The organism is Ruegeria sp. BJ6, assembly GCF_056537885.1.
On the sequence record NZ_JBQFSG010000002.1, the window covers coordinates 119,468 to 142,749 of the forward strand.

The 23,282-nt window shown below is 60.0% G+C and carries 26 protein-coding genes; 7 read left to right on the top strand and 19 right to left on the bottom strand.

The genetic code is table 11. The features are described from left to right. Nucleotides 1-70: 70 nt before the first annotated feature. The 5 genes from ACR0D6_RS05860 to ACR0D6_RS05880 all read right to left on the bottom strand — a co-directional run bounded on the left by ACR0D6_RS05860 (nucleotide 71) and on the right by ACR0D6_RS05880 (nucleotide 5,162). Nucleotides 71-1,375, bottom strand: a complete 1,305-nt coding sequence (locus tag ACR0D6_RS05860) for an NAD(P)/FAD-dependent oxidoreductase (protein ID WP_480764819.1) — start codon at nucleotides 1,373-1,375, stop codon at nucleotides 71-73. Nucleotides 1,376-1,399: 24 nt separating this feature from the next. Beyond that, nucleotides 1,400-2,758, bottom strand: a complete 1,359-nt coding sequence (locus ACR0D6_RS05865) for a glutamine synthetase family protein (RefSeq protein ID WP_170651651.1) — start codon at nucleotides 2,756-2,758, stop codon at nucleotides 1,400-1,402. After that, nucleotides 2,758-3,438 (bottom strand): type 1 glutamine amidotransferase, encoded by a 681-nt coding sequence (locus ACR0D6_RS05870; protein WP_480764820.1) that lies wholly within the window; start codon nucleotides 3,436-3,438, stop codon nucleotides 2,758-2,760. Before ACR0D6_RS05870 ends, ACR0D6_RS05865 begins: the two co-directional genes overlap by 1 nt. Before the next feature lie 57 nt (nucleotides 3,439-3,495). Continuing rightward, nucleotides 3,496-4,815, bottom strand: a complete 1,320-nt coding sequence (locus ACR0D6_RS05875) for a glutamine synthetase family protein (protein ID WP_480764821.1) — start codon at nucleotides 4,813-4,815, stop codon at nucleotides 3,496-3,498. Between the two features lie 134 nt (nucleotides 4,816-4,949). After that, nucleotides 4,950-5,162, bottom strand: a complete 213-nt coding sequence (locus ACR0D6_RS05880; protein WP_480764822.1) for a GDCCVxC domain-containing (seleno)protein — start codon at nucleotides 5,160-5,162, stop codon at nucleotides 4,950-4,952. Nucleotides 5,163-5,426: 264 nt separating this feature from the next. Between ACR0D6_RS05880 and ACR0D6_RS05885 the strand changes: the two genes are divergently transcribed. Further along, on the top strand, nucleotides 5,427-6,857 hold the full coding sequence (locus tag ACR0D6_RS05885; RefSeq protein ID WP_480764823.1) for a tetratricopeptide repeat protein: 1,431 nt from the start codon (nucleotides 5,427-5,429) through the stop codon (nucleotides 6,855-6,857). A 99-nt stretch (nucleotides 6,858-6,956) separates the two neighbouring features. On the opposite strand, the gene ACR0D6_RS05890 is transcribed toward ACR0D6_RS05885, so the two are convergent. The 11 genes from ACR0D6_RS05890 to secG all read right to left on the bottom strand — a co-directional run bounded on the left by ACR0D6_RS05890 (nucleotide 6,957) and on the right by secG (nucleotide 15,520). Next, nucleotides 6,957-7,763: an ABC transporter permease subunit gene (locus ACR0D6_RS05890; protein WP_170651655.1), complete on the bottom strand. Its 807-nt coding sequence runs from the start codon at nucleotides 7,761-7,763 to the stop codon at nucleotides 6,957-6,959. Then, nucleotides 7,760-8,647 (bottom strand): ABC transporter permease subunit, encoded by an 888-nt coding sequence (locus ACR0D6_RS05895; RefSeq protein ID WP_170651656.1) that lies wholly within the window; start codon nucleotides 8,645-8,647, stop codon nucleotides 7,760-7,762. The genes ACR0D6_RS05890 and ACR0D6_RS05895 overlap by 4 nt, the downstream gene beginning before the upstream one ends. A gap of 81 nt (nucleotides 8,648-8,728) precedes the next feature. Next, nucleotides 8,729-9,478 carry a transporter substrate-binding domain-containing protein gene (locus tag ACR0D6_RS05900; RefSeq protein WP_170651657.1) on the bottom strand — a complete coding sequence of 250 codons (750 nt, stop codon included), beginning with the start codon at nucleotides 9,476-9,478 and terminating at the stop codon, nucleotides 8,729-8,731. A gap of 32 nt (nucleotides 9,479-9,510) precedes the next feature. Then, complete coding sequence (locus ACR0D6_RS05905) at nucleotides 9,511-10,287, bottom strand: ABC transporter ATP-binding protein (protein ID WP_480725816.1); 777 nt, start codon at nucleotides 10,285-10,287, stop codon at nucleotides 9,511-9,513. 128 nt (nucleotides 10,288-10,415) lie between these two features. Continuing rightward, a complete protein-coding gene (locus ACR0D6_RS05910; RefSeq protein WP_480764824.1) occupies nucleotides 10,416-11,168 on the bottom strand; it encodes a phosphate/phosphite/phosphonate ABC transporter substrate-binding protein in 753 nt (250 codons plus the stop codon). Continuing rightward, nucleotides 11,165-11,602 (bottom strand): tellurite resistance TerB family protein, encoded by a 438-nt coding sequence (locus ACR0D6_RS05915; protein ID WP_170651660.1) that lies wholly within the window; start codon nucleotides 11,600-11,602, stop codon nucleotides 11,165-11,167. Before ACR0D6_RS05915 ends, ACR0D6_RS05910 begins: the two co-directional genes overlap by 4 nt. Nucleotides 11,603-11,622: 20 nt before the next feature. Then, nucleotides 11,623-12,072 carry a tellurite resistance TerB family protein gene (locus tag ACR0D6_RS05920; protein WP_170651661.1) on the bottom strand — a complete coding sequence of 150 codons (450 nt, stop codon included), beginning with the start codon at nucleotides 12,070-12,072 and terminating at the stop codon, nucleotides 11,623-11,625. Between the two features lie 42 nt (nucleotides 12,073-12,114). Next, on the bottom strand, nucleotides 12,115-12,408 hold the full coding sequence (locus ACR0D6_RS05925; RefSeq protein ID WP_480764825.1) for a DUF1330 domain-containing protein: 294 nt from the start codon (nucleotides 12,406-12,408) through the stop codon (nucleotides 12,115-12,117). A gap of 68 nt (nucleotides 12,409-12,476) precedes the next feature. Beyond that, a complete protein-coding gene (locus ACR0D6_RS05930; protein ID WP_480764826.1) occupies nucleotides 12,477-13,253 on the bottom strand; it encodes an isocitrate lyase/PEP mutase family protein in 777 nt (258 codons plus the stop codon). Between the two features lie 105 nt (nucleotides 13,254-13,358). Continuing rightward, entirely contained in the window at nucleotides 13,359-15,002 is a 1,644-nt protein-coding gene (locus ACR0D6_RS05935) for a CTP synthase (protein WP_170651664.1), read from the bottom strand. 158 nt (nucleotides 15,003-15,160) lie between these two features. Then, nucleotides 15,161-15,520: a preprotein translocase subunit SecG gene (secG, locus tag ACR0D6_RS05940; protein WP_170651665.1), complete on the bottom strand. Its 360-nt coding sequence runs from the start codon at nucleotides 15,518-15,520 to the stop codon at nucleotides 15,161-15,163. 150 nt (nucleotides 15,521-15,670) lie between these two features. Between secG and nthA the strand changes: the two genes are divergently transcribed. From nthA to ACR0D6_RS05965, 5 genes are all read left to right on the top strand, one after another. Then, on the top strand, nucleotides 15,671-16,285 hold the full coding sequence (gene nthA, locus ACR0D6_RS05945; protein WP_480764827.1) for a nitrile hydratase subunit alpha: 615 nt from the start codon (nucleotides 15,671-15,673) through the stop codon (nucleotides 16,283-16,285). After that, nucleotides 16,282-16,959 carry a nitrile hydratase subunit beta gene (nthB, locus tag ACR0D6_RS05950; RefSeq protein ID WP_480764828.1) on the top strand — a complete coding sequence of 226 codons (678 nt, stop codon included), beginning with the start codon at nucleotides 16,282-16,284 and terminating at the stop codon, nucleotides 16,957-16,959. Before nthA ends, nthB begins: the two co-directional genes overlap by 4 nt. Beyond that, nucleotides 16,956-17,291 (top strand): nitrile hydratase accessory protein, encoded by a 336-nt coding sequence (locus ACR0D6_RS05955; RefSeq protein WP_170651668.1) that lies wholly within the window; start codon nucleotides 16,956-16,958, stop codon nucleotides 17,289-17,291. Before nthB ends, ACR0D6_RS05955 begins: the two co-directional genes overlap by 4 nt. Before the next feature lie 225 nt (nucleotides 17,292-17,516). Then, nucleotides 17,517-18,812, top strand: coding sequence for an adenylosuccinate synthase (locus tag ACR0D6_RS05960; RefSeq protein ID WP_170651669.1), 1,296 nt, complete (start codon nucleotides 17,517-17,519; stop codon nucleotides 18,810-18,812). Further along, complete coding sequence (locus ACR0D6_RS05965) at nucleotides 18,812-19,054, top strand: DUF2842 domain-containing protein (RefSeq protein ID WP_480764829.1); 243 nt, start codon at nucleotides 18,812-18,814, stop codon at nucleotides 19,052-19,054. Before ACR0D6_RS05960 ends, ACR0D6_RS05965 begins: the two co-directional genes overlap by 1 nt. Before the next feature lie 113 nt (nucleotides 19,055-19,167). On the opposite strand, the gene rpiB is transcribed toward ACR0D6_RS05965, so the two are convergent. Then, complete coding sequence (gene rpiB, locus ACR0D6_RS05970) at nucleotides 19,168-19,617, bottom strand: ribose 5-phosphate isomerase B (RefSeq protein WP_480764830.1); 450 nt, start codon at nucleotides 19,615-19,617, stop codon at nucleotides 19,168-19,170. Between the two features lie 240 nt (nucleotides 19,618-19,857). Next, entirely contained in the window at nucleotides 19,858-21,549 is a 1,692-nt protein-coding gene (locus ACR0D6_RS05975; protein WP_480764831.1) for a hypothetical protein, read from the bottom strand. 122 nt (nucleotides 21,550-21,671) lie between these two features. On the opposite strand from ACR0D6_RS05975, the gene ACR0D6_RS05980 reads away from it, so the two are divergent. Beyond that, nucleotides 21,672-22,379 (top strand): thiamine diphosphokinase, encoded by a 708-nt coding sequence (locus ACR0D6_RS05980; RefSeq protein ID WP_480764832.1) that lies wholly within the window; start codon nucleotides 21,672-21,674, stop codon nucleotides 22,377-22,379. Here the strand turns inward: ACR0D6_RS05980 and ACR0D6_RS05985 are convergent. Further along, nucleotides 22,324-23,232 carry a DMT family transporter gene (locus ACR0D6_RS05985; RefSeq protein ID WP_170651674.1) on the bottom strand — a complete coding sequence of 303 codons (909 nt, stop codon included), beginning with the start codon at nucleotides 23,230-23,232 and terminating at the stop codon, nucleotides 22,324-22,326. The genes ACR0D6_RS05980 and ACR0D6_RS05985 overlap by 56 nt on opposite strands. Nucleotides 23,233-23,282: the final 50 nt, after the last annotated feature.

Sequence of the window (23,282 nt, forward strand, 5' to 3'; positions counted from 1 at the left end):
CAAGCCGCGCATGCCAAGTACCCAAATGCGACTTCGGCGGAATTTCACCAAATTGTTGCGTTTGGACGGGTCAGATACCCAGCCGGTCGCGAAGGGCGTACCAGGTCATGGCCATCGCCAGCAGCGGAGTGCGAAGCGCAGGCCCGCCGGGGAAGGGCTGGGCGGGGACGCGCGACAGGGTGTCGAACCCTTCAGCCTGCCCCTGAAGCGCCAGTGCCATAAGCTGCCCGGCGTGGGTCGCGGTGCCGACCCCGTGGCCGGAATAACCCGACGCTGACAGGATATTGGGCGCAATCCGGGCCAGATAGGGCATGCGCCGCATGGTAATGGCTAATGTACCGCCCCAGGCGTAGTCGATTTTCACATCCCTGAGATGCGGGAAAATTCCGGTCATCGGTTTGCGGACCGTTGCGGCAATGTCGTTGGGAAAGCGGTAGCCATAGCTTTCACCGCCGCCGAACAGCAGGCGTTGGTCGGCGCTGAGGCGGAAATAGTTGATCACGAATTTCGTGTCCGCGATGGCCACGTCCTGCGTCAGAACCCGCGCCGCGTCATCGCCCAACGGTTCGGTGGCGGCGATGAAGTTGTTGATCGGCATCACGCGCGACGCGACCTTGGGGTTGAGCGACCCGAGATAGCCGTTACAGGCCAGAATGACATGATCCGCCTCGACACGGCCCTGCGCTGTTTGAAGCGTGGCGGGACTGCCTTCTGCAATCTCCAGAACCTCGGTCGCTTCATGAATGCGCACACCCGCTGCCGCCGCGGCCCGGGCCAGTCCCAGTGCATAGTTCAAGGGATGTAGATGGGCCGCACCCATGTCCAGATAGCCGCCCCGGTAGGCGGGCGACGGACACAGGGCATGGCCCGCATCCGCGTCCAACGGTTCGATCTGATCGTATCCGTATCTGTCCGACAAATGGGCCGCGTGGTCGTGCAGTTCATGCCGCTCAGCATCGCTGAAGCCCAGAGATGCAATACCCGGTTTCAGGTCGCAATCGATGCGGTGCCTTTCGATCAACCCCTTGACCAGATCTTTGGCGTCCTCAGCCAGATCCCACAGCTTTGCGGCGTCCGCGTCACCCACAAGGCGTTCGAGATCCTCCTGATCCATCCGTTGTGCGCTGCCCAACTGTCCGCCGTTGCGCCCGGACGCGCCAAAGCCGACGCGATGCGCCTCGAGCAGAATGACGTCGAACCCGGCCTCGGCCAGATGCAGGGCGGCGGACAGGCCCGTGTATCCACCGCCGACGACGCAGACATCTGCGGTCACGTCACCCGCCAGCGCCGGAAAACGATCCATGGTATGAGCGGTCGCGGCATACCAGCTGGGCGGGTATTCCGCCTTTCTGTCATTGGAATAAAGCAGGTTCATCCGGTTTAGCCTTCTGGTGCAGCCTCAGACGTTCAGCAGAAGGTGCTCGCGCTCCCACGGAGAGATCACTTGCAGGAACTCTTCGTATTCCGCGCGCTTCACGATGCTGTAGACGCGGGCGAATTCCGGCCCCAGAACTTCGTGCAGGGCTTCAGCTGTGTCGAACAGGTCCAGCGCGCTGCCCATCACCTGGGGGATGTCCCCTTCGCCATCGTAGGCATCGCCATAGAACTGGCGGCGCGGGCGCTCCTGCTGGATCAGACCCAGATAGCCACAGGCCAGCGAAACCGCGATGCCTAGATAGGGATTGCAGTCCATGCCCGCGATACGGTTTTCAATCCGGCGGCTGTCGGGGCCGGACAAGGGTACACGAATACCGGTGGTGCGGTTGTCGCGCGCCCATTCCAGATTGATCGGTGCGGCGTGATCTTTCACGTAGCGGCGATATGAATTCACATAGGGTGCCATGACCGCCAGACCGGCGGGCAGATGGTTCTGTAACCCGGCGATGAAGTGATAGAAAGCATCCGTTTCGCCCCCTTGCGGGCCCGAGAACATGTTCTGGCCGGTTTCCATATCAATGATCGAGTGATGGATGTGCATGGCCGAACCGGGTTCGTCTTCGATCGGTTTGGCCATGAAGGTGGCAAAGCAGTTATGGCGTAGCGCGGCTTCGCGGATCAGACGTTTGAAATAGAATACCTCGTCTGCCAGTTTCACCGGATTGCCGTGGCGCAGGTTGATTTCAAGCTGCCCGGCGCCGCCTTCCTGGGTGATGCCGTCGATCTCGAACCCCTGATGTTCGGCAAAGTCATAGATATCGTCGATCACTGGTCCGAATTCGTCCACTGCCGTCATCGAATAAGCCTGACGTGCGGCAGCGGGGCGGCCCGAACGGCCCATCATCGGTTCGATCTCTTTGGCCGGGTCGGCGTTTCGGGCGACCAGAAAGAACTCCATCTCGGGCGCAACGACCGGCTTCCAGCCTTTGTCCAGATACAACTGTACAACACGTTTCAGCACATTGCGCGGACTGAAGGGGATGGGTTCGCCGTCGCGGTCATAGGCGTCATGAATCACCTGCAAGGTCCAGTCGCCAGTCCAGGGCGCAGCGGATGTCGTCGAGAAATCGGGTTTCAGGATCATGTCCCGTTCGATGAACCCGTCGTCACCCGCAGCTTCGCCCCAGCCGCCGGTGATGGTCTGGTAAAAAATGCTGTCGGGCAGGTGGAAATAGGATTGCCGCGCGAATTTTGTGGCTGGCACCGCCTTGCCGCGCGCGATGCCCGGCAGATCTGAAATGATACATTCCACTTCGTCCAGACGCCGCCCGTCAAGATACGTGCGCGCCGCCTCCGGGATGTTGTCTGTCCAATTGGCCATCAGGCCCTCGCTTTCTTCAGAAAGCCGGCCATGTGCCGACCAATCTCAGAGTTGTCGTTGGGGCCGTCCTGACGGTTGGCGGCCTCGGTCAGCAGGGCGTCGGGAACGACGCCTTTGCCCCGAGTTTTTATCAGCCCGTGCAGGAAATCGTTGGAGTATTCCGGGTGCGCCTGAACGGTCCAGATCGTATCCCCATAGGCAACCATCGCGTTTCGGCAGAATTCATTGCGTCCCAGAACCGTTGCGTCAGGGGGCAGGTCGGTCACCTGATCCTGATGCCAGGCGTTCAGAGTGACTTTATCGCCGTTCAGGTCGTATTCGGTGCGCCCGACAGCCCAGCCACCGGAAAACTTTTCAACCTTACCGCCTAGGGCTTGTGCAATGATCTGATGGCCAAAGCAGACGCCAATCAGGGGCTGCCCTTGCTTTTGAATGTCACGGATCAGGTCTTCAAGCCGCGGAATCCACGGATGGTCCTCGTACGCACCGTGGCGCGAGCCGGTTATTACCCAGCCGTCCGCGTCGTGAACACTCTGCGGAAACACACCATCTACGACTGAGAAGGTTTCGAATGTGAAATCGTTGCCGTCCAGCAGGTGGCGGAACATCTCGTCATAATCCCCGGTCGTGTCGATCAGCGCATCGGGGGCGTGGCCGGTTTGCAAAATGCCGATTTTCATAGGTCACCAAATTTGATCAAATTCACCCTAGCCAAGACTATCAGAGCGGGCAAGGGGTCATACGGTCTCGAGGTAGCTGAGCCAATGTTCCTCGGTGGGCCTGTCGGCAAAGCGCGTGATCTCTTGCCGCTTGGTCATGGCCAGATAGCGGATAAGTTCGGGCGCAAAGATACGCGCCATCAGAGGGTCGGTTTCGAATGCCGTGATGGCTGATGCCCAGCCGGGCGCCAGTTGCGGCAGGCCGTCGATTTCGTAGGCATTGCCGTTAATCGGCGGGGGCGGTTGCATCGCGTCATCGACACCGATCAGCGCTGCGCCGAGAACGGCTGACAGCATCAGATACGGGTTGATATCCCCGCCGGCCACGCGATGTTCAATGCGCCGCGCTGCAGGAACACCGCCGGGAATGCGGATGGCAGCGGTTCGGTTTTCATACGCCCAGCAGGCTCCCATGGGGGCGTGGGCGCGGGGGACGAGACGTGCATAGGAATTGCCGTGCGGCGCAAATATCAGAGTGCTGCCGGGCATCGCCGCGACGCATCCCGCGACGGCCATTCCGAGAGTTTGGGTTCCGTCAGGGCCACCGTCGTCAAACACATTGCGGCCCTGCTCATCGACCACCGAGAAATGAACGTGCATTCCGTTGCCTGCGTCATCCACATAAGGTTTGGCCATGAAGGTGGCCGCAAACCCATGTTTGCGGGCGAGACCGCGGACCAAAGCCTTAAATAACCACGTATCGTCGGCGCAGCGCATGGCGTTCTGATGGTTCAGATTGATTTCGAACTGACCGATCCCGCCTTCGGAAATGGTGGTCTGAGCGGGAATTCCCATCGCTTTGCAACCATCGTAGAGCTCGGTGAAGAACGCGTCGAAGGCATCCATTTCAGCCATGGACAGCACGGCTTCAGTCGCAAGCCTGCGGCCCGTAACGGGGTTGAACGGGGGCTGCGGCTGAGGGCCGGATGCATCAAGCAGCGTGAACTCAAGCTCAGTCGCGGCGATCACCGACCAGCCGCGCGCCGCATAGCGGTCCAAGACCGAGGAGAGGGCGTGACGGGGGTCTCCGGCAAAGGGGATGCCCTGATCGTCATACAGACACATGGGTACAAGCGCGGTTGGCGTGTCGAGCCAAGGCATCGGCACCGGCCCGCGATCCGTAGGCAACAGCATCCCGTCGGCATCGCCTGTTTCAAAGACCAGCGGGCTGCCGTCGATATCGACCCCCCACAGGTCTACGTTGAGCGCGGAAAAGGGCATTCGCACCGCGCCTTTGTCCAGCTTGTCCGCGTAAGATGGCGGTACACGCTTGCCGCGCATCTGTCCGTTGAGGTCACAGGCGGCAACGCGGAATGTGTGCAGGGCGCTCAGGTCCATGAGGGTCTCCAATGCTCTTGCCCCTGAGATTTAGTCGCGCGCCCACTTGTTGTCACGATATTTGATCAAATTTTTCTGCAAGACCCATTTCCCGGCCACGACCGGCTGCAACAGGTTTCTTCCGGTTTGTACATCTATCCGCAGCAGGATTGTCCGTTTTGTACAGGCGGGCAGGGGGCGGTTCCGTATGAGCAATAGACGCAGCAATCGCCCGGTCTGGGTCGCAAAAGCGTGCCACAATTCCCGCATTCATAGAACCACTGGCACGCATCCGTCGGCATCCGCTCGGACCGGGTGTGGCCACAATCGGGGCAGGTGATGGTGCTGTGCAGAGTAAGTTCGGTCATGGGGTCTGAACGCTGTGCTTGGTGACAATCTTAGCCCAAGGCATTGAAAGTTCCACGTCGAATATTCTGAGCTTTGCAAAAGGAAGCGGGCCTGAACGCCGAGGTCAAACTGCGGGATAAACAGTGGCTGTGATCGGGAATGTCGCAAATGGCGAAAAAATGCAGGGGAATTGAGGGCTGAAGTATTGCCCTGATACTAATTTCGGACAATCATCCAAAAAATTTATTTAGCTGCAATGGTTTGCAATACTTTCTGGAGGATCAATGACGAGTTCAGTGTTTACCTATAATGGCGCAGATTCATATGGTAGTTTTCTAGCCCCTCAAAAGAACCTCGATGGCTTTAGTCTGTTGGTCGACCTGCATATGGCGCAATCGCTGTCGACGCAGACCCGACTGGCCGAGCAGGGCTTGCAGGCAATGAATCACATGTCTGGTCAAGTCATGAGCTTGCGAGGGGACATTCAAGAGGTGAACAGTTCGATCCAGGAAATGTCCAGTGTCATGCAGCACGGATTCTATCAGGTTTCGCTGGAGCTGAATGACATCAAGGGCACGCTGGCGCAGCTGCTGAAGGTCGCCAAAACCCCGGATCAGACCTGGGCAATGGAACAGTATTCGATTGCCAGTCAGGCCTATAAACGCGGCCATTTTGAAGAGGCGCTTGATTACGTGAACCGTGCCATTGACGGTCACGGAGAACGCTCGGGCTTTCGACTGGAATACAGGTTCCATTTTCTGCGCGGGCTGATACGGCTTGGCGGTCCGGGGCACGCCGACATGAATATCGTTAATCCCGAGGTGGCAATCGAAGATTTCCTGAACGCTGCCAAATACGCTTCGCATCTCAAGGACAAGGTGCAGTCGCGGTGCTACGCGATGGCAGGCTGGGCGTGTTATTGCGCGGGCCGCATGGAGGATGCGCGCACGCACCTTGAAAAGGCGCTGACGCTGAACCAACGGAATTATTCGGCCAAGTACGATTACGCCAAGCTTCTGTATCATGAGGGGGATACGGAAACGGCGGGCAACCAGTTTTACCATGCCCTGATAGGGGATTGGAAATACGGGCTGCGTGCAGCTTCGGACGAGGATTTCCTGAAGCATAAGGCTGCAGTTCAGGATGTGATCGAGCATCGCCGCCGGGAACTGATAAACGACATCAGGAAGGTAAAGGCGAACTTTACCCGTCTTGAATATGAGAAGCGCCTGAATATTGCCTCGCAGTACGACGTCAATATGAGCCCCGAGCCAGTAGAGCATTTTAACGAACTGGTCGGTTTCGAAGATGAGCCGATCGACCGCTTGCTTGAGATCGACCATGACGCCGAAGTCATCAATCACGACGCGCAACGGATTATCAATGAAGCCCGCAACCGGCTGCAAGCGAAGGCGGATGAAGGCAAGGCCAATGCCAAGAGGACGACGTCGAATGTTCTGTCATCCACCCCGATCATAGCTATTCTGGCGGGCGTCTCTGTTTTTCTTTTGACATGGATTGTCGCTTGGATCTGGGATGGTTTTTTTGCAGCCTTGTTCTTTGGCATCATACTTGGCGGCATCCTGGGTGTCGGTACCGCTTTTGTGACGGCGGTGGTTATCATGCCGCTGATCGCTGGCGCCACGGCGATGACCGTGCATGCCAAGGCAAACCAGACCGCTTTGGACATCAAATCCATAATCAAAGATTTCTGAATCGGAATACGGGACGCCCCATCGCCTGCGAACATGGGTTACGCATGATGGGGCGTGTCAAAGTGTGTCTGGCGCCGCAGGGGCTGTGAAACACAAAGCTTAGCGCGCCAGATTCAGCCGGAACCGCATCTTGGCCTGTTTCGCAACCGGCAGGTGGCGGTTGAGGCGCTTGTTCACCTGACCAAAGCCCCAGACGATCACCAGCGTCAGCAGGATGAAATAGAACGCCAGAATCGGATACGGGATGAACGGGTTGAACGTCTTGTCCGCAAAGTAGCTGGCGTAATACAGGGCATCTCCCCGTTGCTGCCAGGCCGGGAAGGCCGAAAAGAAGACCAGCGTGGTGGCGTGGAACAGAAAGATCGCCTCGTTCGTGTAGGCGGGCCAGGCCAAACGCAGCATGGTCGGCCAGACAACCCGGCGAAAGCGGGACCAGCCGGACATGCCATAGGCATCCGCCGCCTCGATATCACCCTTGGGGATCGACCGCAGCGCGCCATAGAAAATCTCACCCGAATAGGCGGCGGTGTTCAGGAACAGAACGATCAGCGCCCCCAACCATGCCGAGGTGAAGGCGTCGAACATCGGATAGGTCTTCTTGAGCGACAGGAACAGGAAGTAGGCAAAGAAGAACTGGATGAACAGCGGCGAGCCGCGGAAGATGAAGATGAACCACTCGGCCGGTTTGCGCAGCCACTTGTTCGGTGAGGCTTTTCCAACCGCCAGTGCGGTGGCGAGGAAAAAGCCGGTGGCCAGAGCCATGATGCCGAAATAGACATTCCAGATCATGCCCGAGCCGATCAGCGTAAACTGTTCGCACAGGGTGAAGTCGCTGCGCGGCAACAGGCGTTCGCCAAGGCCCAGCGAGCGCAGGCCGTAGTCCTGAATGGTTTGCAAGCAGCTCATGCCGTGGTCTCCTTGCGCAGCAGTTCGCCACCGGATGTGGCCTGACCATGGGATAGTCTGCGCATTAGCCGTTCCAGCCCGATTTCCGAGACGCGGGTCATGCCGAGGTAGAAGATCAGCAGGAACAGGAAGTACCACATGCGCCAGTCGCCATGCGGATAGGCAGTGAATTTCGAGGTCTTTGTGCCGCCCAGTTCACGGGCCCAGTACACGATGTCTTCGATACCCAGCAGGAACAGCAGCGGTGTGGCCTTGATCAGCACCATCCACAGGTTCGAAAGGCCGGGCAGGGCATAGACCCACATCTGCGGCACGAGGATGCGCCAGAAGGTCTGGCGGCGGCTCATGCCATAGGCTTCGGCAGTCTCTAGCTGGGCATGGGGCACGGCGCGCATCCCGCCGAACAGGACGTTGGCGGCGAAAGCGCCGAAAACGATGGAAAAGGTTATGATGGCAAGGAAAAAGCCATAAATCTCGTGAACCCATTCCGGGGCGCTACCCAGAGGCAGCTTGGCGGAGGGGCAGACGAGAAAGTCGTTGCCCTGACGGATCGGGTCGGTCCAGTCGGGGCACAGGACCTGATGGCGCATCCACTCGAACCCCTGATCCAGTGCGATCACGAAGAACAGGAAGAATGCGATATCCGGCACGCCGCGCACGATGGCGATGTAGCCTTTTCCCAGCCAACTGAGAGGCGGGAAATGTGACCGGGCCGCCATTGCGCCCGCAAAACCAAAGCTCAGCGCGACGGGTGCGGTGACGGCCAGCAGGCCAAGAACCTTGAGAAACGACAGGTAGAACGACCAATGGACACCGTTCGTCAGATAGCACGAGAACCAGCGGAACGTGCCAAGCGTGTCGGGATCAGCGCAATAGGAGAACATGAGGCGTCTTTCGAGCGTCGTACCGGACCTGCGGCCGGGAACGGTTCGGCGCAATGCACGCGCCGAACCGATTGGTACAAATTAGTTTGTGACGACCGAGCCGTCGGCGTTGTAGGTCGGTACGCCTTCGCCGAACCACTTGACGATCAATTCGTTCAGCGAACCGTCCGCCTTCATCGAGGTGATGGCCTCGTCAAACTTGCCGCGCAGTTCGCCATCGGATTCGCGGATACCAAGGCCGATGCCGCCGCCCAGCGGAACGTCGTCGCCTACAAAGACCAGCTCACCGCCCGATTCCTCGACGATCGGAACAAGGAAGTCCTTGTCGGCAAACACCGCGTCAGCTTCGCCGTTGCGGACCGCTGCGATGGTTTCTTCAGGTGTCGCGAATTCAACCAGCGTTGCGCCGGATTCGGCCACGTGGCCCGCCTGAATCGTTGCGGTCTGAGCTGCGATGATGCCGCCGGTCAGATCAACACCGTCCGATGCGCCGGCATAGGCAGACGCGGCAGGCGGGAAGTAGTTCTGGGTGAAGTCGATGACCTCATCCCGCTCGTCAGTGATCGACATGCCCGCGATGATGGTGTCGTAGTTGCCCGAGACCAGATTCGGGATGATCGAATCCCAGTCGTTCTTGACCCATTCGCACTCAAGGTTGGCGCGCTTGCACAGTTCGTCGCCCACTTCACGCTCGAAACCGTCGATCTCGCCGGCGTCATTGATGAAGTTGTACGGAGGGTAGGCGCCCTCGGTGCCCATGCGGACGGTGTCGGCCATGGCCATGCCAGCGCCAAGCGCCAGTGCCGCAGTGGTCAGAATCAGGTTTTTCATTGGTTTCTCCCCAGTTTAGTTCTGTCCTGAAGTTATGCCGCCTTGGTGGCGGAAAGAAAGCCCTGAAGCCGTGCGGATTCAGGGGTGGTGAAGATGTCCTCGGGCAGGCCTTCTTCTTCGATAAGGCCCTGATGGAGGAATACGACGTGGCTGGAGATATCAGCCGCCATCTTCATGTCGTGGGTCACGATGATCATGGTCCGGCCTTCGGCAGCCAAATCCTTGATCACCTTAATCACTTCCTGTTCCAGCTCGGGGTCGAGCGCGGAGGTGGGTTCGTCGAACAGCAGCGCCTCGGGCTCCATGCAGAGGCCGCGGGCAATGGCGGCACGCTGTTGCTGGCCACCCGACAGCTGGGCCGGGTAAACATCGCACTTGTCACCGATGCCAACCTTTTCCAGATATTTACGCGCGCTGTCCTCGACCTCGGCCCTGTCGCGGCCCAGAACGGTCACGGGCGCTTCCATCACGTTTTGCAGGATGGTCATGTGCGCCCACAGATTGAACTGCTGGAATACCATCGACAGGTTGGTGCGGATGCGCAGCACCTGTTTGGGGTCCGCCGGGCGCCGGTTGTGGCCTGAGCCGGACCAGCGAACCGGTTCGCCCTTGAACAGGATCTCGCCCTGCTGGCTGTCCTCAAGCAGGTTGCAGCAGCGCAGAAGCGTGGATTTTCCGGACCCCGACGAGCCGATCAGCGAAACCACGTCGCCCCGATGCGCGGTGATGTCCACTCCTTTCAACACTTCCAGCTGTCCGAAGCTTTTGTGAAGGTTCTTGATCTCGATGACGGGAGCGGATTCTGTCACGGGCGGTCCAGATGTTGTTGGCATTATTGGTGCGGTACTAGGGCCGAAAAATCAGCGTAATGCAATGCGCAAATGACAAGTTCCGGCCCCGAAACGACCGAATTGACCAGACGTTCTGGCCAAAATGGTCAGCGCGCAGGCAGGAATGCGTCGGGCGCAGGCGGAGTGGGAACCGCAAGATAGGTGTCGGCGGGGATGTCGATCAGCCCCTGAAGGTGCAGCGCCTTGCGATCTTCTGCCGACAGGTCCGCGATTGCGGCCCGAACGGCGCTGGCCACAAGGGCGGCGTCGCGACCGTTTGCGGTGATGTAGGGCAGTGCGGGTGTCGGGTCGGTCCGCGCAACCTCACGCAGTTTTCCGGCCAAGTCGGAATGTTCTCTGAGCAATTCCCACGTCAAAGCGTCAAGTGAGGCGTAGTCGGCCAGCCCCTCGGCCACGGCTTGCGCAGACAGGGCGTGTCCGCCGGTTTCATGCAGGGTGGCGGGCGCCAGCCCCAAGCCCGCAAGGTGGGTCACCGGAGCGGCCCAGCCTGATTGCGACAGAGCCTCGTTATAGGCGAACGTGCCACCAGTCAGGGCAGTCAGATCGCGGGCGTCGTCATGCCGGGCGACGAAGACCGAACAGTAATATCCGGGCGGGCATCCGGGCAGAGCATAATCGGGGGTGCCGACAAGCTGGACCTTGCCGTGCAGGCGTGTTCGGTATGGCATTCCGCAGGTCTGGGCAAAGATCAGATCCGGATCATGCCAGATGTCCCAGAAATCTCGGTCCCGCGACAGTTGGTTGTGCCCATCACCCAGATGCCCCCGAATCAAATCCCACAAGCGGTCGTTGGCGGGTTGCAGGGCGGGCATGTCGTACATACCCAGCATTGCGGTCATGATTTGGCTGCCCTTTGGCGGGCCAGTGCCGAATCGACGTCGCTGACGCCCAGCAGGCTGACCACAAGGCGCAGCAGCGAATCTTCTTCGCCGGTGCGCTGGCCATCGGCCAGTACGACAGACCACAGTGCCTCGACCACGCCCAGCCGGTCGTCATAGGGGACGGCCTCTTTTATGGCGCGGGTAAAGCGGACGGTGTCGGGGGCCTCGGCCTCCAGATCTTCGGCTTTGGCGCGCAGACCGGCGGCCTCGAACGGAGACAGCCCATAGCGCTGGGCGGAAATCCGGTCGATCCGGGCCATTTCGGTATCGGCATAGTCGTTGTCGGAGCGGGCGATGCGCACCAACAGGGCCGTAAGGGCGAGGCGGGCGTCATCCTCGGCCAGTGGGTCGGGCTGCGGCTGTGTCAGCCGGGAAAGAAAATCACTGAACATGATTGGGATATATGCTGATCCTAGTTGGCATCCAAGCGGCTTTGCATCCGCTCGCGCGCCGCTTGGCTGTCGTTGTAGCTGAGGCCCATGGCGATCCGGGCCTCTTCGACGATCTTCATTTCGCCTTCATCCGAGTTTCCGTCGGCCAGTACGACCTCCCACAGGGCATCCAGCGCGGCGAGGCGTTCCTTAAGATCGGTGGTTTCCCGGATCAGTTTGCCGAAGGTATCAGTATCGGGCGCGGCAGCGTGCAGCTTTTCGCAGGTGGCGCGCACCTTGGCGGCCTCAATGGCGTTGTGCTGATAGAGGCGGGCGAGAATCTTGTCGATCAGGCCGATTTCCTCGACCTTGTAGTCGCGGTCGGCCTGCGCCACGCGCACCAGAAGGGCACCAAGCGCCAGTTCCGCATCGGGATCGGGCAGCTTGTCGTGTTGCGGGGGGCGGAAGGCCTGGAAGAACTTCTTCAACATGGGCATAGGCTAGTCCATATTTTGTGGGTCGCCAAGCGGGTTCTACCCGTCATAGCCCCGGATGATCACAAGATCGCTCATGGCAACCGGATCACGCAGGGATTTGGCGTGCTGGTAGGCGTCACTTTCGTAACAGGCAAGCGCATCCTCATAGCTGGGAAATTCGATCACAACCGTTCGCGACCGCGAAGTGCCTTCCTTGACCTCGTGGTCGCCGCCACGCACCAGGAAGCGTGCCCCATATTCGCCAAAGGGCTCGGCATTCGCCGCGATGTAGTTTTTGTATGTTTCCATGTCGTCCACATCGACATGGGCGACCCAATATCCTTTGGTCATTGCATCCTCCTGATTGGCCTGCGCCTGCAGGGTGCTGTCAGATCGAGGGAAATGCAATCCCGCGTGTGTCAGTTGCCCTTAGCCAATGCCTCGCTTGCTTGTTGCTGCAACCATGCGGTCATACGCCGATAGGGGACCGGGCCATAGCTGATACGCGCAACGCCCAGAGCGGCCAGAGTGGGCGTGTCGGGCGTGCCGGGCAAGGCGATGATGTTCACCGGCAAGTCAACCGAATCGCACAGGCGGGCGATCAGTTCCTCATCCTTGAGGCCGGGGGCGAAAAAGCCGTCGGCCCCGGCATCGGCAAAAGCTTTGGCGCGGGTGATCGCATCGTCCAGCATGGCGTCGTCGTGCGTGTCAGGGGCAGCCTTGAGAAAGATGTCGGTACGGGCGTTGATAAAGACGGGCACCCCGGCTGTGTCACCGCCCTGTCGCACGGCCCTGACCCGCTGGGCTTGCGCGGCGACGTCGTAGAGTCCTGTGCCGCCCACAATCTGGTCTTCGAAGTTGAAGCCGACAACGCCGCAGTCCAGTGCCCGCTGAACGTTATCGGAAATTCCGGCGGGGTCTTCGGCATAGGCCCCTTCGAAATCCAGCGTCACGGGGACATCGACCGCATCCACGATCCGCCGGGCGTTGCCCAAGACCAGATCGAACGGAATATTTTGACCGTCCTTGTATCCCTGCGCCATTGCCACCGGGGCGCTGCCGGTAGCAATCGCCTGCGCACCGGCGTTACGCACGGCGGCTGCGCTACCCGGATCCCAGATGTTGAACAGGATAACGGGATCGCCCTTTTTGTGCAGACCGGCAAATGTTTCGGCAAGTTGCGTCTGGCTGGTCATGGGGAATCTCCTGTCTGCGATTTGCCAACAGTTAACCCCCATGACAGGGCATTGCGTAGAAGTTTTTTTGCGGGCGCCGTCACTTTGCGGTGACGACCGCCCGGATCAGACCAGACGCGACGTATCTTTGGCCGCGCGCACGAAGTCCTTGAACAGGGGGTGCGGGTCGAAAGGTTTGGATTTCAGCTCGGGGTGGTACTGGACGCCGATGAACCACGGGTGATCCGACCATTCGACGATTTCCGGCAGGCGGCCATCCGGCGACATGCCCGAGAAGTTCAGGCCGGCTGCCTCAAGCTTGTCGCGGTACTTGATGTCCACCTCATAACGGTGGCGGTGACGTTCCTCGATGCTGGTGCCGCCATATACCTCGGCCACTTTCGAGCCTTCGCCCAGAACCGCGTCATAGGCGCCCAGACGCATGGTGCCGCCTTTGTCGTCACCCACTTTGCGTTCGACCTTGTGGTTGCCCTGCACCCATTCCTTGAGGTGATAAACAACTGGTTCAAAACGTTTTTTACCGGATTCGTGGTCGAACTCCTCGGACCCTGCCTCGGTGATGCCGGCGGCGTTCCGGGCGGCTTCGATCACGGCCATCTGCATGCCCAGACAGATCCCCAGATAGGGCACCTTGTGTTCGCGCGCGTATTGGGCGGCCTTGATCTTGCCTTCGGTACCACGCTCGCCAAATCCGCCGGGGACGAGGATGGCGTGGAAACCTTCCAGATGTGGTGCGGCGTCTTCGGTATCAAAGATTTCGGCATCCACCCATTCGACCTTGACCTTGACCCGGTTGGCCATGCCGCCGTGGGTCAGCGCCTCGGCAATCGACTTATAAGCGTCTTCCAGCTGGGTGTATTTGCCGACGATGGCAACCTTCACTTCGCCTTCGGCGTTATGGATGCGGTCGCTGACATCTTCCCATTTGGCCAGATCGGGTTTGGGGGCGGGGCTGATCTGGAACGCGTCCAGAACCGCCTGATCCAACCCTTCCTTGTGATAGGCCAGCGGGGCGTCATAGATGGTGCTGAGGTCCTGCGCCGCGATCACGCTATCAGGGCGCACGTTGCAGAACAGGGCCAGCTTTTCGCGTTCCTTTTTGGGGATCGGCCCTTCAGAGCGGCAGACCAGAATGTCGGGGGCCAAACCGATCGAGCGCAGCTCTTTCACCGAGTGCTGGGTCGGCTTGGTTTTCAACTCGCCCGACGCCTTGATGTAGGGCAGCAGCGTCAGGTGCATGAAAATACACTGACCGCGCGGCTTGTCCTGACTGAACTGGCGGATGGCTTCGAAAAAGGGCAGGCCCTCGATGTCGCCGACGGTACCGCCGATCTCACACAGCATGAAATCGACCTCATCCTCGCCGATGGCGATGAAATCCTTGATCTCGTTGGTAACGTGCGGAATGACCTGAATGGTCTTGCCGAGGTAGTCGCCGCGGCGTTCTTTCTCCAGCACGTTTGAGTAGATGCGGCCGGAACTGACCGAGTCTGTCTTGCGCGCCGCAACCCCGGTAAAGCGTTCGTAGTGGCCAAGGTCCAGATCGGTTTCCGCGCCATCATCGGTGACGAACACTTCGCCATGTTCGAACGGCGACATGGTGCCGGGATCGACGTTCAGATAGGGGTCCAGCTTGCGCAGACGGACCGAATACCCGCGTGCCTGCAACAGCGCGCCCAGGGCCGCCGAGGCCAGTCCTTTACCCAAGGACGAAACCACACCACCAGTGATGAAAATAAATCGCGCCATGTTTTCGGCTGCTCCCGTGAGACGTCATTACCAACTGCCCGGCGGCTTGAAAAAACCGCAGCACCACGGGACTTCACATATAGAGGATTCGCGCCAAAAGCGCAAGAGAACCGCAAGATGCTGTTGCCGTTCTCTTTCAGATTTCTAGGTTTTGTGGATCAGTCCGCCTGAGGGATCAGCGGAGCATTGTCGCCCTGTGCCGGTGGCAGCAGGTCGTCTGCGGATGGAACCGCAGGTGTGCTTTCCTCGGTCGGGGCGGGAACACCCAGACGGTCGATCACCGAGCTGCCTGCGGATTTTTGCGCGGCCAGAATGGTCATGGTGATGGACGTCACGATGAAACACGCCGCCAGAATCCAGGTCACCTTACCCAGAGCGGTCGCCGCGGCACGCCCGCTCATGGCGCCGCCACCGCCGCCGCCCATGCCCAGGCCGCCCCCTTCGGACCGCTGCATCAGAACAACGGCAATCAGGCCAAGGGCCAAAAGGAGATGGATGATGAGAATGACGTTTTCCATGGTCTTCCTGCAGAGCGTGGCGTGTATCGCGTGGTATCTATGCAAGTTTGCAGGCAGGAGCAAGGGAGGAGTTGGCATCACGACCCGTGATCAACGGGATCACACCAAAGGGGCTGGACAGCGGGGGCCGAGGTCGCGCAGGCTGCGGCCATGCCTCATGACGATCACGACCATCCGCACGCCCTGCTACCGCCCGAACCCGCGCTGCGCGTAAAGGCGCTGGAAACGATTCTGACCCGCAAGGGGCTGATCGACCCGGCGGCGCTGGACGAGATTATCGATACCTATGAAAACAAGATCGGCCCACAGAACGGCGCGCGCATTGTTGCCCGGGCCTGGGTGGACCCGGAATTCAGGCAGGCGCTGCTGGCGGATGCGACAGCTGTGGTGTCCGAGCTGGGATATTATGGCCGGCAGGGCGAACATATGGTGGTCGTCGAAAACACGCCCGATCAGCACAACATGGTCGTCTGCACTTTATGCAGTTGTTATCCATGGCCGCTGCTCGGTATTCCGCCCGGCTGGTACAAATCAGACGCATATCGCGCCCGCGCCGTGCGCGAACCCCGCAAAGTACTGGCCGAATTCGGAGTGACCCTGCCCAAAGACAGTTCGGTTCGCGTCTGGGATTCAACGGCCGAGATTCGCTATCTGGTATTGCCGATGCGCCCTGAGGGAACCGATGGCCTGAGCGAAGATGAACTGGCCGCGCTGGTGACCCGGGACAGCATGATCGGAACCGGCTTGCCCAAGGTGCCATCATGACCCGTGTTCATGACATGGGCGGGCGGTTCGGTGACGGCGCAATTCATCCCGAATCCGAAGATGATCCTGTTTTTGCCGAGGATTGGCACGCGCGGGCATTGGCGGTGACGCTGGCCGCGGGCGCGCTGGGGCAGTGGAACATAGACGTGTCACGCCATGCACGCGAACGGTTGTCACCAAAGGATTACACGCGGTTTTCCTATTACGAAAAGTGGATTTCCGCGCTGGCTGATCTGCTGGTGGAAAAGGGCGTTCTGACTATGGACGACCTGCGCGGATCAGAGAGCGATAAGCCACACGCTCTGTCGTCGAAGGTCATGAAGGCGGCAGCGGTTGCCGGGGTTCTGGCCAAAGGCGGTCCGGCAGATCGCACGGAAGGACCTGCACCGCTGTTTTCCGCCGGTCAGGCCGTGCGCACACGCATTCCATCCGATAACGCGCTGGTGACGGGTGGTCATACCCGCCTGCCGCAATATGCCGCCGGTGCGTTGGGATATGTCCATCGACTGCACGGGACCCACGTCTTTCCCGACAGCAATGCGCATGGGTTGGGAGAGGCGCCAGAGCCGCTTTATGCTGTGCGCTTTCACGCGCGTGAGCTGTGGGCGCATCCGGAGCATCCCGACGATGAGGTCGTGCTGGACCTCTGGCAAAGCTATCTGGAGCCCGCATGACCGCGTGCCCGACCCACTCCGCACCCGAACCGGTTTTCGAACAGCCATGGCACGCGCAGGTCTTTGCGCTGACAGTTGCATTGAACGAAGCCGGACGCTTTGACTGGCCCGACTGGGCGGCCCGGTTTTCGGACACACTGGCCCGTCATGGCCTCGCGCGCGAACTGGATGGCGGAGACGATTATTTTCAAGCCTGGCTGGAAACATTGGAATCACTTCTGGCCGAGTGGGGGGATGCCGCGCCGGATGACGTATCGATGCTGCGTACGGCATGGGAGGATGCGTATCTGACGACACCGCATGGCAAGCCCGTCCGTCTGACGCAGCAGTAAAGAGGGGGCTCTGCCCCCGCCGCCCTTGGGTGCCTCCCCCTGAGTAATTTCAGCCATATGAACAGGGGGCCGCTCCTCATCTGGCCCAAAATACTCCCGCCGGAGGCATCGCGCGCAGCGCGATTGTAAACAAGTTGGCCAGTTGCGTCCGAATTACCGGTTTCCCTGCCGCGATCACCTCGTTATATCACCCGGGTTTGATAGTTCAGCGCAAAAGGACCGGATATGGCCAATGTGGTTGTTGTCGGCGCCCAGTGGGGCGACGAAGGAAAAGGCAAGATCGTCGACTGGCTCAGCGAGCGGGCGGATGTGATCGCGCGTTTTCAGGGCGGGCACAATGCCGGTCATACGCTGGTCATTGACGGTGAGGTATACAAGCTGAACGCGCTTCCGTCGGGTGTTGTGCGCGGCGGCAAGCTGAGTGTGATCGGGAACGGTGTTGTGCTGGACCCGTGGCATCTGGTGGGCGAGATCGGATCGATCCGCAAGCAGGGGGTCGAGATCACGCCCGAAACACTGATGATCGCGGAAAACACACCGTTGATTCTGCCGATTCATGGCGAGTTGGACCGGGCGAGGGAAGAGGCTGCCAGCAAGGGCACCAAGATCGGCACCACGGGTCGGGGTATCGGCCCGGCATACGAGGACAAGGTGGGTCGCCGTTCGGTCCGTGTCGCGGACTTGGCTGATGACGCAACCCTTGAGGCGCGTGTGGACCGGGCGCTGCAGCATCACGATCCGCTGCGCAAGGGTCTGGGAATCGAGCCGGTCGATCGCGACGCCCTGATCGCGCAGCTGAAGGAGATCGCTCCGCAGATTCTGCCTTTTGCCGCACCGGTCTGGAAAGTGCTGAACGAAAAGCGCAAGGCGGGCAAGCGTATCCTGTTCGAAGGGGCGCAGGGCGCATTGTTGGATATTGATTTCGGAACATATCCGTTTGTGACGTCTTCCAACGTAATTGCTGGACAGGCGGCGACCGGGGTTGGTATCGGGCCGGGCTCGGTCGATTTCGTGCTGGGGATCGTCAAAGCCTATACCACTCGGGTGGGTGAGGGGCCGTTCCCGACTGAGCTGGATGACGACGATGGTCATCGTCTTGGCACCCGCGGGCATGAGTTCGGCACCGTGACGGGTCGTAAGCGCCGGTGTGGCTGGTTCGATGCCTGTCTGGTGCGCCAGACCTGTGCGACCAGTGGTGTAAACGGCATATCCCTGACCAAGCTGGACGTTCTCGACGGTTTTGAGACCTTGAAAATCTGCGTGGCATATGAACTGGACGGCGAGCGTCTGGATTATCTGCCGACAGCTGCTGACCAGCAGGCCCGCTGTAAGCCGATCTACGAAGAGATGCCGGGCTGGAGCGAATCCACCGAAGGCGCGCGCAGCTGGGCTGAACTGCCGGCAAATGCCATCAAATACGTGCGGCGGGTCGAGGAACTGATCGAATGCCCGGTTGCATTGCTGTCGACCAGCCCGGAGCGGGAGGACACCATTCTTGTGACCGACCCGTTTGCCGACTGATGGGCGAGGATGAAAAGAAGGGCCTGAGCTTCAAGGCCCGGCGGCGTTGGTCGCTGGTGATCCTCTTGCTTGGTTTGCCACTTTATATTGTGGCGGTTGTGACAGTTGTGAACTGGCTGGACCGCCCGCCGCTGTGGCTTGAATTCGTTGTCTATGTCGTGCTGGGGATTCTTTGGATTCTGCCGTTCAAGTTCGTGTTTCGCGGCGTTGGCAAGGAAGACCCGGACCAGAATTCGGACTGATTGCAACCGGTGTATGCTGATTACCGCACCTGCCTGCTTTGGTAAGCAACGGGTGCGGTGATCAGCGTGATACGGTTGTGTCGTATATTGCCCAGAGGGCCCCGGAGAACGGGTTACGCTTCGGGTGTTTCGATCATCGCGACCCGCGTCGCGTGCCGACCGCCTTCGAAGGTGGCGTTCAGGAAGGCATCCACAATCTCAATCGCCAGCCCTTCTCCCACCACGCGCGCGCCGATCGAAAGCATGTTGGCGTCGTTGTGCCGGCGGATCATGCGGGCCGAGAACGTGTCGGTACAGACGCCACAGCGAACGCCCGCTACCTTGTTGGCCGCCATCATGATGCCCTGACCGGTACCGCAGAGAACGATGCCAAGCTGGCAATCACCAGAGGCCACCAGCTGCGCGGCAGCGTGGCCGTGTTTGGGATAATGCGTGCTTTCGGGCGTTACAGGTCCGATGTCGACCACTTCCCAGCCTTGTGCGCCGATATGATCGGCGATGATCTGCCGGAGCTGAATGGCGGCATGGTCGCTTGAGAGGGCGATACGGTGGTTGGCTGGCATGAGAGGAACTCTTTGGTTCGTCACGGCGGTCTGGCCGTAACAGGTTGGGTGGTTGTTTCGCCGGTATTACCGCTTCGGACGGAGAACGGAAGAAATCTGCCCGGCATTTCGCCCCGGCCCAATTTCACATTCGGGCTGCGGCATCAAGGTGACAAAACCGACCGGCAGGTAAGAGTGCATGGAAAATGACAAGGGCCAGAGAAAACCTCTGGCCCTTGTCATTCAGAACATTCGGGTTGATCAGCCGGCGGCGCGTTTGTCGTCCGGGCGGAAACCGATCTGGGTGGAGGCGGCGAAGCGGCCACCGCCAGCCTTTTCAATCTTGCCGTCGCGCAGAAGCTGGCCGAACGAGCGCAGGCTTTCCTCGCGGTTGAAGTCGTCCTGCTTGAGTGCGCGAATCTTGTTCATCAGCTGCGGACGCGAGAACTGTTCCTGCCCTTCGATGAAGGACAGATAGGCGGCCGCCGCTTCCAGCAAGTCAGGCAGGGATTGCGCCCCCTGTTCCTTGGCAAAATGGGCAAAACCACCATCGCGGGATTCGCCGGCATCATCTTCGGTGGTGACACGGCGCGGCACAACCGGGCCGGTGTCGGCCTCTTCCGTGTCGATCCGCTGCTCTGCCACCAGTTTGAGCGGCATTGCACTGTCGGATTCGGGGCGCAAGCTGGTCACTTCGATTTCCGGACGGCGCGGGCTGACGACCGAAGCAAGGTCATCGCGATACTCTTCGTCCGTCTGGTGGGCGTCGGCATCGTCGGTCTTTTCGGCCTCAGTTGCCGCGACCGCTGCGCGCAGATGCGAATAGGTTTCGCGATTGCCGCTGGTGTCGGGGTCTTCCATCCGCTCGTCAGCCTTGACCAGCAGGCGCGAGACGTCCTCTTCGACTTCCGGTTCGCTGCGCTGTGCGGATTGCGCGGACAGGTGCGCTTCGACCTCGGACAACTGGTCCAGAAGGCGGATTTCGTCTTCGGCGGTCAGGAAACCGGCGGCCGAATGCTGATCGTCCTGGGCTTCATCCTGAGCGTCAGATGCCTCGTCTTCGTCCTCGTCCATAATGTTGCGGATGTCATCTTCTTCCGCATCTGTTTCCTCGGCATCATCTTCAGAGCTTTCGTCGAGATCCGAAAACAGAACGGTGTCCTGTGTTTCGGGTTCTTCTTCGTACTCTTCCTGAGCATCTTCGGGCTGAGGCTGAGCGGCCTGAACTTCGGCGGGTTCTTCGACCTCTTCCGGTGTAACCTCAGATTCATCCTCAACAGGCGCCACCTCTTCTGCGGAAGGCGGGGTTTGTTCGGCTTCGAAGTCCACCGCACTCAGCGCGCCTGCTTCGAAGGCGGCCGAGATCGCATCCTTCGGCGCTTCCTGAGGGGCATGGAAGCCGGTGTCGAGATCTTCGGAATACCCTTCGGCGCTGTCGTCCGAATGCGAAACGACGGCGCGGATGCGCTGCAGTTTGGCGGCGATGCTGTCTGCCGCGGGGGGAGGCAGATCATCAACGTGTTCAGCTACAGGGATTGCATCGGCGGGGGGGTGCGCCGAGGCGGAGTTGACGACGGTCAGGTCCGGCGATGCTGCCGGAGGGGTGGTGGCAGCGGGGGGAACTGCCTGTGCTTGCGGCGCGGTAGGGGCCGCAGGTGGTTGCGGGGTCTGTGCGGTTACGGCAGGCTGAGGCGTATCCTCGGTCGCGCGCAAAAGCAGGCCGCTTTCGCTTTGACTGGCTTCGACGCGGCGCGAGGCGTCGCGCTGTGCGATACGGGTCAGCATTTCGGCGTCTGGCTGAGGCGGCTCGGACCCGAAATAGCGGTCATCCGCCGCCAGATCCCGGAAATATTCGGCAATCGCCTTCATCGTCTCAAATGAATCGTCGAACCCTTCCAAAGTGCACGAGAATGTTCCGTATGAGACGGTCAATACCTTGTTGTTCTGTACCATCAGACGCACGTCCTTTACAAACTACAGAGCCGTGCCACCCGAAGCCGGGCGTCAGAATCGACTCGAAACTTTGTAAATCAACGTATCATTTTGTGGTCTCAATGTGTCCAAATCCGGATAAAATGGTCAATGTGTCGAAAAATGACGCGATTGTATGCTCAGATGGGCCAATTTCGCTGGTTGGCGGGGGGCATATCGGACCTGATGACCTGAATCTGGCGCTGAATCACACCGGCCTGATGGTGGCAGCGGATGGCGGGGCAGAGGTGATTCTGGAGTCAGGCCGTGTTCCCGACGCGGTGATTGGGGATTTTGATTCGCTGCGGCCCGATCTGAAAGACCGGATTCCGACGGATCGTTTGTTTCCGATCAGTGAACAGGACAGCACCGATTTTGACAAAGCCCTGCGCAGTATCGAAACCCCGCTCGTGCTGGGGGTCGGGTTTCTGGGCGCGCGGGTGGATCATCAGCTAGCGGTGTTCAACACAATGATCCGATTGCAGGATCGGTCTTGCCTATTGCTGGGCGAGCGCGAGGTCATCTTTCATGCGCCACCGCGCATTGCATTGAAGATCGAACCGCAGAGCACTGTTTCATTGTTTCCATTTCGTCGGGTAACCGGGACAAGCCGGGGTCTGGAATGGCCCATAGACGAGCTGGTTCTGGAACCGGACGGTCAGGTTGGTACTTCGAACCGGGCGCTGTCTGATGTCTTGCTTGAAGTGGACGGACCGGGCTTGTTGGTGATGGTGCCGCGCAGCGCCTTGGAAGAGGTCATGCGGGCGTTTCTGTCGGGCCAGTGCGGGCGGTGGCCCGCTCGCGCAGAATGACATACAGCCCGGCGGCGATTGTGATGCAGATGCCGACGGCCGCCAGCCCGTTCGGCAGGTCGTGAAAGATCAGCCAGCCGAACAGGGTGGCAACGGGGATTTCCAGATATTGCATCGGCGCAAGCGTAGCCGAAGGCGCATAGCGCAGCGACCATGTCATGAGCAGATGGGCCACGGTCCCGATCACTCCGATCCCCAGCAGCAGCCAGATGACGACGCTGTCGACGGGGGGCAACAGGGTTTGGCCCTGTTCGGGCTGATAGGCCAGAACCGGCAGCAGCATGACCGAAGCCATAACCCCCGAAACGGCCTGCAGCGAGATCGGGTCGGTTTCTTTTGCCAGCTTGCGCGTCACCAGCATGAACAGCGCAAAGACCACCGCCACAAGAAGGGGCAGTAGGGCGGGTGCGCCGACCTCGGAAAAGCTGGGCTGGATGACCAGCAGCGTGCCGGCGAAACCCACGACGCAGGCCCACAGACGACGGTGGCCGACCTCTTCGTCCAGCACGTACTTGCCCAGAAGCAGCATGATGAATGGCATCACGAAGGCAATGGCGATTGTATCGGCAAGTGGCAGATATTTCAGGGCCGCAAACATGGCGCTGATACCGATGATGTGCAGGACCGTGCGCAGGGCGACAAGACCCAGCGCGCGCGCCGGCATGCGCCAAGGGCGCGCCGTCAGTATCACCAGAGGCACCAGAATGGCCGCCTGAATGACGAACCGTGCAAACACAAGCGGTCCCAGCGGCATGGTCTCGCCCAGCACTTTGGCCAGCGCGTCGCCAAGCGGCGCGAGGACGCAAAAGCCGAGCATCAGCAGAATGCCGAGAAAGGGACGATCCTGTGTCATAAGGGGCACGCTATGTCAGCGCGCCCCTGCTGGAAAGGCCGAATGAGAAC

Coding starts and splice junctions, on each gene's coding strand:
- ACR0D6_RS05860 (WP_480764819.1), bottom strand. CDS start 1,375: ATGAACCTGCTTTATTCCAATGACAGAAAGGCGGAATACCCGCCCAGC.
- ACR0D6_RS05865 (WP_170651651.1), bottom strand. CDS start 2,758: ATGGCCAATTGGACAGACAACATCCCGGAGGCGGCGCGCACGTATCTT.
- ACR0D6_RS05870 (WP_480764820.1), bottom strand. CDS start 3,438: ATGAAAATCGGCATTTTGCAAACCGGCCACGCCCCCGATGCGCTGATC.
- ACR0D6_RS05875 (WP_480764821.1), bottom strand. CDS start 4,815: ATGGACCTGAGCGCCCTGCACACATTCCGCGTTGCCGCCTGTGACCTC.
- ACR0D6_RS05880 (WP_480764822.1), bottom strand. CDS start 5,162: ATGACCGAACTTACTCTGCACAGCACCATCACCTGCCCCGATTGTGGC.
- ACR0D6_RS05885 (WP_480764823.1), top strand. CDS start 5,427: ATGACGAGTTCAGTGTTTACCTATAATGGCGCAGATTCATATGGTAGT.
- ACR0D6_RS05890 (WP_170651655.1), bottom strand. CDS start 7,763: ATGAGCTGCTTGCAAACCATTCAGGACTACGGCCTGCGCTCGCTGGGC.
- ACR0D6_RS05895 (WP_170651656.1), bottom strand. CDS start 8,647: ATGTTCTCCTATTGCGCTGATCCCGACACGCTTGGCACGTTCCGCTGG.
- ACR0D6_RS05900 (WP_170651657.1), bottom strand. CDS start 9,478: ATGAAAAACCTGATTCTGACCACTGCGGCACTGGCGCTTGGCGCTGGC.
- ACR0D6_RS05910 (WP_480764824.1), bottom strand. CDS start 11,168: ATGACCGCAATGCTGGGTATGTACGACATGCCCGCCCTGCAACCCGCC.
- ACR0D6_RS05915 (WP_170651660.1), bottom strand. CDS start 11,602: ATGTTCAGTGATTTTCTTTCCCGGCTGACACAGCCGCAGCCCGACCCA.
- ACR0D6_RS05920 (WP_170651661.1), bottom strand. CDS start 12,072: ATGTTGAAGAAGTTCTTCCAGGCCTTCCGCCCCCCGCAACACGACAAG.
- ACR0D6_RS05925 (WP_480764825.1), bottom strand. CDS start 12,408: ATGACCAAAGGATATTGGGTCGCCCATGTCGATGTGGACGACATGGAA.
- ACR0D6_RS05930 (WP_480764826.1), bottom strand. CDS start 13,253: ATGACCAGCCAGACGCAACTTGCCGAAACATTTGCCGGTCTGCACAAA.
- ACR0D6_RS05935 (WP_170651664.1), bottom strand. CDS start 15,002: ATGGCGCGATTTATTTTCATCACTGGTGGTGTGGTTTCGTCCTTGGGT.
- secG (WP_170651665.1), bottom strand. CDS start 15,520: ATGGAAAACGTCATTCTCATCATCCATCTCCTTTTGGCCCTTGGCCTG.
- nthA (WP_480764827.1), top strand. CDS start 15,671: ATGCCTCATGACGATCACGACCATCCGCACGCCCTGCTACCGCCCGAA.
- nthB (WP_480764828.1), top strand. CDS start 16,282: ATGACCCGTGTTCATGACATGGGCGGGCGGTTCGGTGACGGCGCAATT.
- ACR0D6_RS05955 (WP_170651668.1), top strand. CDS start 16,956: ATGACCGCGTGCCCGACCCACTCCGCACCCGAACCGGTTTTCGAACAG.
- ACR0D6_RS05960 (WP_170651669.1), top strand. CDS start 17,517: ATGGCCAATGTGGTTGTTGTCGGCGCCCAGTGGGGCGACGAAGGAAAA.
- ACR0D6_RS05965 (WP_480764829.1), top strand. CDS start 18,812: ATGGGCGAGGATGAAAAGAAGGGCCTGAGCTTCAAGGCCCGGCGGCGT.
- rpiB (WP_480764830.1), bottom strand. CDS start 19,617: ATGCCAGCCAACCACCGTATCGCCCTCTCAAGCGACCATGCCGCCATT.
- ACR0D6_RS05975 (WP_480764831.1), bottom strand. CDS start 21,549: ATGGTACAGAACAACAAGGTATTGACCGTCTCATACGGAACATTCTCG.
- ACR0D6_RS05980 (WP_480764832.1), top strand. CDS start 21,672: ATGGTCAATGTGTCGAAAAATGACGCGATTGTATGCTCAGATGGGCCA.
- ACR0D6_RS05985 (WP_170651674.1), bottom strand. CDS start 23,232: ATGACACAGGATCGTCCCTTTCTCGGCATTCTGCTGATGCTCGGCTTT.